The sequence below is a fragment of the Bradyrhizobium canariense genome (assembly GCF_019402665.1).
Taxonomy (GTDB): domain Bacteria; phylum Pseudomonadota; class Alphaproteobacteria; order Rhizobiales; family Xanthobacteraceae; genus Bradyrhizobium; species Bradyrhizobium canariense.
Window position 1 is genome coordinate 158234 of sequence record NZ_VSST01000013.1, and the last position, 12103, is coordinate 170336.

Consider the following 12103-nt stretch of genomic DNA (forward strand, 5'->3'; position numbering starts at 1 on the left):
ATCAATTGACCCTTGCCGACGGCTCACGCGGTCGGCTCAACAACCTGTTTCAGCTTCTCGCGAAGTTCATCCACGAGCACGCGTGTATTCTCGCTGTAGTCGATCGGCACCACGACGAGGTGCACACCGCCGCCCTTGAACGCGTTTTCAAGTGTCGGAATCAATGAATCCGTACTTTCGACCCGCGAGCCTTTGGCGCCGTAGCTCTCGGCATATTTGACGAAATCCGGATTGCCGAACGTCAGGCCAAAATCGGGGAAGCTATCTACCGCCTGCTTCCAGCGGATCATGCCGTAGGCCGAATCTTCCAGAATCAACACGACGAGGTTGAGCTTGAGGCGGACCGCGGTTTCCATCTCCTGCGAATTCATCATGAAGCCGCCGTCGCCGCAGACCGCGAGCACGCGACGTTCCGGATGCAGCATCGCCGCCATCATGGCGGATGGCAGCCCGGCGCCCATTGTCGCGAGGGCATTGTCCAACAGCAGCGTGTTCGCCACATAGGTGCGGTAGTTGCGGGCGAACCAGATCTTGTACATCCCGTTGTCGAGCGCGACGACGCCGTCTTCGGGGATGACCTTTCGCACATCGTGCACGATGCGTTGCGGCGTCGGGGGCCAGCGCTCCTCGGTCGCGCGATCGCCGATCCGGGCCAAAATGCTTTCGCGCAGGCTCAACAGCGCGCCGGCATGATGCAGCCGCCCCTCAAGGCGATCGGCCAGCAACTCCAGGCTCGGCCCGACATCGCCGACCACTTCGCACTGCGGAAAGTAGACCCGCTCGACGTTGGCCGGCGTGTAGCTGACGTGGATGACTTGAGGACCTTTCGGGCCCATGATGAATGGCGGCTTTTCGATGGTATCGTGGCCAATGGCGATAATCAGATCGGCCCGGTCGACCGCTTCATGAACGTAATCGCGCTCGCTGAGCGCCGCCGTTCCCATGTAGAGATTGCTGCCGCCGGGTACCGTTCCTTTGCCCATTTGTGTGGTGAAGAACGGAATTTTCGTGCGGCGGACGAAGCCGCCGATGCCAGCCGTGCTGCGCGGCCGGGACGCGGCAGCGCCGAGCATGATCAAGGGCCGCTTGGCCTTGAGGATCATGTCGGCGGCGCGGTCCAGCGAGGCGCGATGGGCGACCGGGATCTCGATCGGATGCGGCGCCACCATCGCGACGTCTTCGGCTTCCTCGCCCGCGATGTCCTCGGGCAGTTCCAGAAGAACCGGACCCGGACGCTCTTCCATGGCGATCCGGAAGGCATCGCGAACGATTGTCGGAATGCCGCTTGTGCTGACGATCTGGAGCGACAGCTTGGTCAACGGCTTGAATGCGCTAACGACGTCGACGATCTGGAATTTGGCCTGCCGGCTGCTCATGATGCCCTTCTGACCCGTGAGCATGATCATGGGCATGGCGCCGAGCAACGCGTAGGCGGCGCCAGTCGTCAGGTTCAATGCGCCCGGGCCTAGCGTGGTGATGCACACGCCGGGCTTGCCGGTCAGCCGTCCATAAGTCGCGGCCATGAAGGCCGCGCCCTGCTCGTGGCGCGTCAGGATCAGCTTGATCGACGAGTTGCGCAAGCTTTCCACGACATCGAGATTCTCTTCACCGGGAACGCCGAAAATTCGGTCGACGCCCTCGTTCTCGAGTGCGGCAACCAATAGATCTGACCCCTTCGGCATTAGCGCGTCTCCTTTTTCAATTCACTTCTCAGCAGACACCGTCCCACGCATGGACGAAGCCCGTGGTGTTCGATTCAGATCCGGCCATCGCCTTCGAGATAGCCTCGCGTCCTCGTATCTGGCATCCAGAGCGAGGCAATGAAGGCGACGAAAGCCATCGCCGCGACGTACCAGAAGAATACCGTTTCGTATCCGGACGATTTCAGTGACAACGCAACATATTCGGCGGTTCCGCCGAACATCGCATTTGCAATGGCGTAAGGAAGCCCGACCCCAAGCGCGCGCACCTCGGGCGGAAACAGCTCGGCCTTCACGACGCCGCTGATCGAGGTGTAGAAACATGCAATCATGAGGCCGACCATGATCAGGCCGAAAACGGCATAGACGTTGGTCGTGCCGGACAACATCATCAACAGCGGCACCGCGGCGAGCGTCGCGCATCCGCTGAACAGAAGCATGTTGTTGCGGCGACCAATCCGGTCCGAGAGCGCCCCGAACACCGGTTGCAGCAGCATGAAAGCGATCAGCGCCACGGTCATGATCGAGCTGACCACCTTGGCATCGAGCTTCACGCTGTTGACAAGGAACTTCTGCATGTAGGTCGTGAACGTATAGAAGAAGAGCGACCCGCCGATGGTAAATGCGAGAACGATCAGGAGCGCGCGCTTGTGACGCAAGAGACCGGAGAGAGAACCAGCCTCCTTGCGATGCATGGTCTCGGCCGACGCCGTCTCCTGCAACGAGCGGCGGAGATACAACGCCACAACCGCTGCGACGGCTCCGAACAGGAACGGAACTCGCCAGCCCCATTCCTTCAGCTCGTCGAGGGACAATGTCTGTTGCAGAACCACCACCACGAGGAGCGCGAGAAGTTGCCCGCCGATGAGCGTGACATACTGGAAGGACGAATAGAACCCGCGGTTGCCCTTGCCGGCAATCTCGCTCATATAAGTTGCCGCCGTTCCATACTCGCCGCCGACCGACAGGCCCTGCGCCATGCGCGCAAACAGCAGCAAAGCCGGCGCTGCGGCGCCGATTGTTTGGTACGTGGGTAGCATCCCGATCATCAGCGATCCGGCGCACATCAGGAGCACCGACAGCACCATCGAATTCTTGCGGCCATGCGCGTCGGCGATCCAACCGAACAGCCAGCCACCGAGCGGCCGCATGAAGAACCCTACGGCGAAAATGCCGGCCGTCGCCAGCAACTGGCTGGTCTGGTCGCCCGACGGGAAGAACGCGGCGGCGAAATAGATCGAGGTAAATGCGTAAGCATAAAAGTCGTACCACTCGACAAGATTTCCCGATGAGGCTGCCACGATCGCTTTGATACGCGAGAGCTTTTGCGCCGTGCTATCAGCGGGGATTGCCGCGTGCGATGCAACAATAGCGGTCATTGCTTACCCTCCCAATCGACGGATGATGCTTTGCGTGAAGTCGCCAGTGGACGCCTTGCCGCCCAGATCGGGCGTGCGAACGCCGTCCTTGCGCAGGACCTGATCAATTGCCGCTCTAAGACGGTTTGCAAGATCAGGCTGATCAATGTGCTCCAGCATCAGCCCGACCGCCAGCAGTAAAGCCAGCGGATTGGCGATTCCCTTGCCGGCGATATCCGGCGCCGAGCCGTGCACGGCCTCGAAGATCGCCGCATCCGGTCCAATGTTGGCACCGGGAGCCATCCCGAGACCGCCGACCAGGCCGGCGAGCTGATCGGACAGGATGTCGCCGAACAAATTGGTGGTGACGATGACGTCGAACTGCCAGGGATTCATGACGAGCTGCATCGCCGTGGCATCGACGATGCGATCGTCCATTTTGACCCTGCCCTCGTACTTCTTTGCAACCTCGTGCCCGACCTCGAGAAAGATGCCGGTCAGCGCCTTCAGCACGTTGGCCTTGTGCACGACGGTCACCTTCTTGCGACCGTTCTTGAGCGCGTAGTCGAATGCGAATTCGATGATCTTGCGCGATCCTTCGCGGGTGTTGACCCCGGTCGAAATGGCGACCGCGTGCGGATCGTCCCCGATCGGGATGTAGTGTTCGAAAGCGACATAGAGGCCGCCGAGGTTCTCTCGCACCAGCACGATATCGATGTCGTCGAATCGTCCTCCGGGAACCATGCTTCGAACCGGCCGCAAATTGGCGTAAAGGCCGAATTCTTCGCGCAGACGAACATTGATCGAGCGGAATCCTCCCCCCACCGGCGTCGTCAGCGGGCCCTTCAGGGCGAGCCGCGTGCGTCGGATGCTGTCCAGCGTCGCCTGCGGCAGCGGATCACGGCTTGCCTCGATCGCGGCCAGGCCCCCCTGCTGGATGTCCCATTCGAATGGAGAGCCGAGCGCTTCGAGAATGTCTACGGCCGATTTCACGATTTCGGGGCCGATACCATCGCCTGGAATGAGCGTGGCGGGCCGCTTCGTTTTGGATTGAGCAGACATTTTTATATCCTGGTGGAGAGCCGCGGGGATTTGTGGATGTCAGACATGTTGCCTGCGCTCAATGTACGGGGCTTGCGGCGGAAGTGGCGGGGAGCATTTCCTGCTTGTTGATCCAAAGCACCGCGACGATTCCCGCGATTTGAAGCAGAGCCAGCGGAATCAAGGCCATGGGGAAGCTACCCGTCGCCTCCTTGATGACACCGAGCAGCCACACCGCGCCCGAAGTACCGATGTGCGACAGGGTATTAATGCCGGCAATTCCGGCCGCAGCCGTAGCCGGAGAAAGTGTCCCCGTCGCCAAGGCCCAGAATGGTCCCTTGATCGAATAATTGCCGATCAAGACTACGCTCAGAATAGCGAGCGTCACGGGTAATGAACTCGTGAGCATGGTCGCAAGCAGCGCGGTTGCGCATAACGCAAGCGGTATTGCGGTGTTTTGAGCATGGGCGTTCGACCTGTCCGAATATCTTCCCCAAAAGATCATCGCGACGGAGGCAATGCCAAACGGGATGGCATTCAGGAATCCGGTCTCCATGTCGGACATCCCGAACGATTTCACGATCTGAGGCTGCCACAGCGACAACGCGTTGCTCGTGGCCGAGCTCCCCGCATAGATCAAACCGAGGATGAGCACATATTTGTTAGTCAGGATTTGCCACAGCGACATGTGGCCGCCCTGCTTCGCCATCGATCGCTCGGACTGCAGGCGCGCGTCGAGCCAATTGCGCGCCTCCGGCTCGAGCCACTTTGCATCAGCGGGTTTGTTCGGAAGCCCGAAGAACGAGACCAGGCCGAGCAGGACGGCTGGGATGGCTTCAACGATGAAAAGCCACTGCCAACCACGCAGACCCAGCAAGCCATCCATCGCCAGCAAGGCGCCGGATATCGGCGATCCCAGAAAGCTCGATAGCGGTATGGCCACCATGAAAACCGCAACGATCCGTGCGCGATAAGCCGCCGGAAACCAGAAGGTCAGATACAGGATCACACCAGGAAAGAACCCGGCCTCCGCTGCACCCAACAAAAACCGGCTCAGATAAAAAGTAACCGGCCCTACCGCAAAAGCGGAGAGAATACCGACCATCCCCCATGTGATCATAATGCGCGCGATCCAGATCCGCGCGCCAACTTTCTGCATCGCCAGATTACTGGGGACCTCGAAAATAATGTAGGCGATATAGAACAGCGCCCCGCCCGCCCCGAAAGCAGCCTGCGTCAGGCCCAGATCCTTGTTCATTTGCAGGGCCGCAAACCCGGCATTGACGCGGTCGACGTACGAAATGAAATAGCAAACCATGAAAAACGGAAGCAGGCGCCATGTAATGCGGCGCATGGTTTCCGCTTCGATCCTCGGTAGCGGCGCGGAATTCATTGGCATGGCGTCCTCGTTTCGGGTTGACGGTCAGGCAGCCAGTTGGCGCAGGACGTATTGAAGAATTCCGCCGTTGCGGAAATATTCGAGCTCGTCGAGCGTATCGATGCGGCAGGTCAAGGGAATGATGGCCTTATTCGCACCATCGGACTCGCGGATCTCGATCGCGAGCTTCTGGAGATGCTGGGAAGGCCATTCTTTTTCCGCTGCGGCAAGCGAATAGTAGGCGCAGGTCTTTGCACCGACGACAAGTGTCTGGCGTGCGCCGAAGCTGTTGAGATACTGCTTCATGATCAAGTCCCCCCTTCGCTGCAATCGTGCGCGTCCCGCAGATCTGAAGCCGGTCTATTTCTCCGATGCGGCAAGGGGATCGAGACCCGCTTTTTTCAGAGTCGGAGCGGCTGCAGCTGAAGCGAGGAAGGCAATGAGAGCCCGTCCGGCTTCTGGCTGATCGGCGCTGGAGGTTATGCCTGCAAAAAAGATCGTAATTTTCTGGACGTCTGACGGGAGCGGCCCGACAAGGTCGGCTCCAGCGATCGGCAGGAGTTCGCTGATCTGTTGAAAGCCGAGTTCGGCGTCACCGCGTGCAACAACACTGGCGACCGGCTCGGCCGGAATCATCTTGGCTTTGTCCTTCATCTCGGCCGCAATCCCGAGACGCTTGAACAGCTCGTTGCCGACATAGACGCCGCTGGCGCTATCGGAGTATGCAACCGACTTCGCGTTCAACAGTGCCTGTTTCAATGCGTCGGACGTACTGATATCAGGCTTTGGCGTCCCGGCGCGTACCGCGATCCCGATCGGCGAGCGCACTAGGTCGACGCGGCTGGTTCTGACCGCCCTGCCCTGCTTGATCATCTCGCCCAGCGCGTCGCCGACCATGATGAGCACGTCCGCTGCCTCCCCACGTGCCAGTCGCACTGGGATAGCGTTCTCCGTCGTACCCATCGAAGGGCCATAGGCCGTGACGACCGTGTTTCCCGTCGCGCGTTCAAATTGCGGTACGAGCTCCTTGTAAGGCGTCGCCAAGCCTCCCGAGATCATGACCCTGACCTCGGACGCCCCGGCGATTCCCGCCGCGGCCGTCAAAACAATCAGCAAGCTCAGCGCAACTAGCCTGCGCACGACGATCGTCACGCTCATCGGCAATTTCCTTCGATGCTATTATTCGGGGACTGTGCTTGCTCGTTGACGGTCGAAATCATCGAGCACTTTGGTGGTCACGTCCCTATCGCCGTCTCAACCGAACTAGCGCCGGATAGCGCGCGTCGTTCCTGCGGCCTGTAAACGAGGTACGTCCCGGCCAGACCACAGAGCGCTGCCGCGCTCATCCAATATCCCGGCGATGCATTGTCACCAGTGGCAGCGATCAGCCAGGTGCAGATCGCTGCCGTAAACCCTCCGAACGTCGTTGCCAGACTATATGCGAGGGAGAATCCCGACGTTCGTACGCCTACCGGCATGACTTCGGTCAATGCGACGATCATCGCGCCGTTGTAGCTGGCGTAGATGAACGACAACCAAAGCAGGACCGTCAGCATCTTCGGGAACGTCGGGCCTGCGGCCAACCAGGAAAGCGCGGGATATGCAGTCAGAAATGCCAAAGTCGAAAAGGCGATGAGGATCGGCCGACGACCAATCCGATCGGACAACGAGCCCATGATGGGAAGCCAGATGAAATTCGATATTCCCACGCAAATCGTCACGATCAGGCCATCGGCCGCGGTCAGTTTGAGGACCGATTTGCCGAATGTCGGCGTGTAGACGGTAATGAGGTAGAACGACACCGTGGTCATGATCACCATCATCATCCCGGCAAGAACAATGCTCCAGTTTGCGAGGATGGAGCGATAGATCTCGCGGGGTGTCGGATGATGCTTCCGCGCCAGGAATTCATCGGTTTCCTGCAGCGAGCGTCGAATGAAGAACACGAAAGGAACGATCAGGCAGCCGATGAAGAACGGAATGCGCCAGCCCCAATCGTTAAGTTGTGCAGGTGCAAGCCATGCATTCAGAGCAAACCCCAGCGAGGCCGAGACGATGATCGCGACCTGTTGACTAGCCGATTGCCAGCTGGCGTAAAAACCCTTCTTTCCCGGTGTGGCCATTTCCGAGAGATAGACGGAAACACCACCAAGCTCGACGCCAGCCGAGAAGCCCTGCAGCAGGCGCCCAATCAAGACGAGGATCGGGGCCAAGATGCCAATGGTTGCGTAACTTGGCACGAACGCGATGAGCACCGTTCCGGCAGCCATGATGGATAATGTAACGATCAGGCCTTGGCGCCGCCCGATCCGATCCACGTAGGCGCCGAGGATGATGGCGCCGAGTGGACGCATCAGAAAGCCTGCGCCAAACGCGACAAACGTCAGCAGCAGTGACGCGTATTCATTTTCAAGCGGGAAGAATGCCTTGGCGATGTACGATGCGTAGACGCCCGACAGAAAGAAGTCGAACATCTCAAGAAAGTTGCCACTGGTGACGCGGAGCACCATGCCAAGCTTCGACTGTCCGGTGGTAGCCGTCATGCCGTCCTCCCTTTTTATCGTTTGTGATTCTTTGTCTTGTTCACCTGTCAGGCAGGTGTTGCAAACTTGATCGCGGCCGGATTGACCGATACGCGAGGCGCTATCGTTCAAGCTAGGCTGCCTCACCGTATATCAGCTGCCTGTCATCAACCTGTCGCTGATGCACCCTGCAGGAAATTTGGTCGAAGCCGGAGGTGAAGACGGCGCGCTTGGCGAGCCGGCAGATATGGGGATTTCTCTCGGATGCTATTCCGTTTGAAATCCAAATCCCTGGATCTCTATCGATCCTGCAATGCGCGGCGCCACTCTTTGAGAAAGCTCGCTCGTTTCGACTGATCGAGATAGGTGAGCAATTCTGCACCAATATGGATCGGCTTGACCGCGCCGCTGCGATCCGCAGGTATCACGCCTTGTGCGCCGAGACCGAGGCGCACAGGACCAACCGACCGGGCCAGGAGAAATTTCTGGCCGCGCTCCGAAAGCAAGTAATCAAGAAACAGTTTCGCGGATTCCGGGTGCGGCGCAGTGACAGGTATGAAGGCTATTCGCGACATCAAGGTGATGTAGTCGGCAGGAAACACGATTCCGATAGAGGCATCTTCCTTGGCCCGTTCGATCGCGTAAGACCCTATCATATTGTAGGCGATCAGATGTTCGCCGGATGAAATTCGATCAAGCACCGTTCCGGTGGTCGAGTAAAGCTTGATACCGGCGCCGCCAAAGGCACGGACCAAATCCCACGTTGTCCTGGTGATTCCGGCATCGCGCGTGATGAACAGGAAACCGGTCCCACTCTGCTCCGGGTCATAGGTTGCGATCTTGCCCCGATAGGTATCGGGCTTCCGGCTCAGAAGGCTCTTCAGATCCGCGCGGGTTCGAGGAACATCGCCCTCCGCGACGAGGTTCTTGTTATAAACAATGACAATCGGCTCCGCCGTGATGGCATAGGCTTCGTCTTTCCAGATTGCCCAATCCGGGATATGCGCAATTTCCTTCGAGACATAGGGTTGGGCATAGCCGTCATTGACGAGCTTGATCTGCAGATCCATCGCGGAGCTCCAGACAATATCTCCGGGTGCTGCGCTGGAGGTCGAGGGATCCACGACTTGATTGTAGATTTCGTTCGAGTTGATCTTTGTATGGACGATCTCGATGTCCGGATGACCTGCCCGGAAATCGGCAAGCAAGTCGGCGACGTCCGCGTCTTGGGTCGTCGATACGATGTTGAGTTGCTCTCGAGTTGCGGCGGGAACTGATGCTTGCCCCTTGAGAGGGCCGAGCTGCGCCTGCTCCGACATGGCAGGCCACGCCAGCAAGATTCCAACGCACAAGGCCAAGGCTTTGGCAGCCCCCATCGTGACGCTTCCTCGTCCATGAGCCGCTTTGCGGACTTTAGTTTGTTCAGGACTGCAGCCACTTCTACAGCGGCGCACAATCAGGCCTCAACTTGAGCTTTCACCATCACGCTTGGCAAGAGGAAAGCTCACGGAAACCCGCAGGCCCCGGCCTTCCGGGCCAGGTGCAAGCACGATTTGAGCCCCGAGACGGTCCGACAACGCTTTCACGATGGCCAGTCCAAGGCCGCTACCCTCAGGGCCGTTCGCCGTCGGAATCCGATAAAAGCGTTCGAAGACACGGGCCAGATGGGCCTCCGGAATTCCCGGACCGGTATCCTCGACTTCAATCCGCGCGGTCGTGGCGTCAACAACCGCGCGAACCAGGACCAACCCGCCGGGTCGGTTGTAGCGGATGGCATTGTCGATCAGGTTTGCCAGCAATTCGCCAATCAGGACGGTATTGCCGGCGATGACCGCGGGACCGTCAAATCGATCGAACTGGACGTCGATGTCGCGCGCGAACGCCTGTGGGGCACGCTCCGACAGGACATTGAAGGCGACCTCGTTCAGGTCAACGTTCTCCGCGGCCGGTTGCGCAATGTTCTGCTCGTCGACCCGAGCCAGTGTCACGAGCTGCTCGAGCAGCCGTTCAAGGCGGTTGATGGCGTTATCGACCTCGTCGAGGGCAGATTGGCCCGCCGGCGTCTCCGACCCCAGGCGTCGCACCAGATCGAGATGCGTTCGCAATATCGCCAACGGCGTTCGCATCTGATGCGAGGCATCGGCGGTGAATCGGCGCACCAGTCCAATGGCCAGATCCAGCCGCTGTAGCAGGGAATTTACCGCGAGCGCCGGTGCTAAAGCTTCCTGCGGCACCCGGGAAAGGTCAAGCGGACTGAGATTTGGACCGCCCTGGATGCCGCGCGCGTCGATTTCTTGTTTGAGTTCGCCAAGCGGCCTCAGGCCTCGATCGACCGCGTACCAGCCGAGGCAAGCGATGAGGCTAATCAAGCCGGCCTCGAGCATCGCCAGTCCGATCAGCATTTCACGTTCGACGACGCGGCGCGCCTGCACCGTTTCGGCCACTGCGACGAGGACCAGCCCTGGCCTGCCGTAGACCTGCCGCGCCTGCGCGCCGATACGAACCGTTTTGCCGCGATACGCGCCATCGCGATGTCCGGTTTCGCCAGCCTTCAATCGATCGAACCCTGCGAGCGGAAGATCCTTGTAACCGGTGATCAATTCGCCAAGATAAGTCACGCTGTAATAGATGCTATCGTGCGACTGGCTCTCCAGCATGCCGAGCGCAACCTGCGGCAAGTCGACGGTCAGTTCGCCATCTTCCACGCCGACACGTTCGGCGATGGCGAGAATCGACCCATCGAGCAACCGGTCATGGACTGTCTGGACAACCCGCTGAATCAGCAACATACCGCCGATTCCAAGCACCATCGCCAATACAATGGCGGGCGCCACCAGATTGGTGAGGAGTGTTCGCCTCAACGACGGTCGCCAGGTGGCGATCACTATACCTCCAGCAGATACCCTAGCCCGCGGACGGTGCGGATCCGCGGCCCGTCGGGACCGAGTTTCTGGCGAACGCGACCAACATAGAGTTCCGCCGCGTTCGGCGCTACCGCCTCGTCGAAGCCAAACACCTCCGCGATCAGGCGCTCCTTGGAGACGACTTTGCCGGCGCGGGTCATCAGCACCTCCAGCACGGCGAACTCGCGCCGTCGCAATTCAAGCGGCCGGCCGCTCAATGTAATCGTGCCCGCGGCGCGGTCGAACGCGAGCGGGCCACAGATCAAGGTTGGATTGGGAAGCCCCTGTCCCCTTCTCACGAGCGCACGAACGCGGGCATCAAATTCGGCGATATCAAATGGCTTGGAGAGATAATCGTCGGCGCCAAGATCGAGGCCGCTGACCTTATCGCCGGTCGCGTAACGGGCAGTCAGAATCATGACCGGAACGGTCGACCCGGCTTGCCGTATCTTGTGCAGGACGCCGAAACCCGACACATTCGGCAGGTTGATGTCCAGGATGATGAGGCTGTAGGGTTCCAGCAAGGCGGTCTGCGCCGCCGAAGCCCCGTCAGACTCGATATCGACGGCGAACCCGGACAGCTTGAGCCGCTCGGCAAGGCCCCGCGCCATGGCGGCATCGTCCTCGACGATCAGAATCCTCACTGAACAAACCCTTGCGTTCGCACCACCCGTGCGAGGGAGACGTTACCGTGAGGCTAGAAGGACAGTATCGAAAGATCAAATCGGAGCTTCCTCGCGGAGGCTAGCGGACTGGGTCAACGCGTCCAGTCCCTCCCCCTCCCTAGCAATCGTCACATCCCGCCTGTATAAACCGGTAGCTTCTTCCGCAACTCGAAGGAGCTCATATGAACGACCTGCACACTTGGCTTTCGCAACAGCACCACGGCCTGCGGACGTTCCGGATCTTTCAGCAAAAGCTCGAGACGCTCGGCCGCGACGACCCCGAACAGCGCGGCCTGTGCCGTCTGTTGAGCGGCCTCGTCGGCAGCTATGTCGACACGTTCGATGAGGCTCCGCTGCCCGTCGAGGTCGCTGACGGCGCCTATCATCGCCTGCTGACGCTGGTCGCAAGCCTCGACCTCGAGGGCGACACCAGCCGGCGGCTCGCGGACATCAACCGGGTTGCGACCTGCGAACTCTGGCACTGACGAGAGCGGCCGGCCGTACGGCTCGCATCCTTGGGACACTTCGCAAGAAGA

General features: G+C 59.8%; 11 protein-coding genes. 1 reads left to right on the top strand and 10 read right to left on the bottom strand.

The window, feature by feature from the left end:
• Window positions 1-23 precede the first annotated feature (23 nt).
• From FXB41_RS06255 to FXB41_RS06300, 10 genes are all read right to left on the bottom strand, one after another.
• A complete protein-coding gene (locus tag FXB41_RS06255; protein ID WP_007597442.1) occupies window positions 24-1682 on the bottom strand; it encodes an acetolactate synthase large subunit in 1659 nt (552 codons plus the stop codon).
• A gap of 74 nt (window positions 1683-1756) precedes the next feature.
• A complete protein-coding gene (locus FXB41_RS06260; RefSeq protein ID WP_007597444.1) occupies window positions 1757-3079 on the bottom strand; it encodes an MFS family transporter in 1323 nt (440 codons plus the stop codon).
• A 3-nt stretch (window positions 3080-3082) separates the two neighbouring features.
• Window positions 3083-4120, bottom strand: coding sequence for an isocitrate/isopropylmalate dehydrogenase family protein (locus tag FXB41_RS06265; protein WP_007597446.1), 1038 nt, complete (start codon window positions 4118-4120; stop codon window positions 3083-3085).
• A 58-nt stretch (window positions 4121-4178) separates the two neighbouring features.
• Window positions 4179-5498 carry an MFS transporter gene (locus tag FXB41_RS06270; protein WP_007597448.1) on the bottom strand — a complete coding sequence of 440 codons (1320 nt, stop codon included), beginning with the start codon at window positions 5496-5498 and terminating at the stop codon, window positions 4179-4181.
• A 24-nt stretch (window positions 5499-5522) separates the two neighbouring features.
• Complete coding sequence (locus FXB41_RS06275; RefSeq protein ID WP_007597450.1) at window positions 5523-5783, bottom strand: hypothetical protein; 261 nt, start codon at window positions 5781-5783, stop codon at window positions 5523-5525.
• Between the two features lie 54 nt (window positions 5784-5837).
• Complete coding sequence (locus FXB41_RS06280) at window positions 5838-6635, bottom strand: substrate-binding domain-containing protein (RefSeq protein WP_219680570.1); 798 nt, start codon at window positions 6633-6635, stop codon at window positions 5838-5840.
• A gap of 77 nt (window positions 6636-6712) precedes the next feature.
• Window positions 6713-8020 carry an MFS transporter gene (locus FXB41_RS06285; RefSeq protein ID WP_219680623.1) on the bottom strand — a complete coding sequence of 436 codons (1308 nt, stop codon included), beginning with the start codon at window positions 8018-8020 and terminating at the stop codon, window positions 6713-6715.
• Between the two features lie 278 nt (window positions 8021-8298).
• Window positions 8299-9375: an ABC transporter substrate-binding protein gene (locus tag FXB41_RS06290; protein WP_007597457.1), complete on the bottom strand. Its 1077-nt coding sequence runs from the start codon at window positions 9373-9375 to the stop codon at window positions 8299-8301.
• A gap of 87 nt (window positions 9376-9462) precedes the next feature.
• The gene (locus tag FXB41_RS06295; protein WP_007597459.1) at window positions 9463-10884 is read right to left on the bottom strand and encodes a sensor histidine kinase; all 1422 of its coding nucleotides are present in this window, start codon (window positions 10882-10884) and stop codon (window positions 9463-9465) included.
• On the bottom strand, window positions 10884-11546 hold the full coding sequence (locus FXB41_RS06300; protein ID WP_007597464.1) for a response regulator transcription factor: 663 nt from the start codon (window positions 11544-11546) through the stop codon (window positions 10884-10886). The genes FXB41_RS06295 and FXB41_RS06300 overlap by 1 nt, the downstream gene beginning before the upstream one ends.
• A gap of 203 nt (window positions 11547-11749) precedes the next feature.
• Here FXB41_RS06300 and FXB41_RS06305 point away from each other — a divergent pair, with 203 nt between their 5' ends.
• The gene (locus FXB41_RS06305) at window positions 11750-12052 is read left to right on the top strand and encodes a hypothetical protein (protein WP_219680573.1); all 303 of its coding nucleotides are present in this window, start codon (window positions 11750-11752) and stop codon (window positions 12050-12052) included.
• Window positions 12053-12103 lie beyond the last annotated feature (51 nt).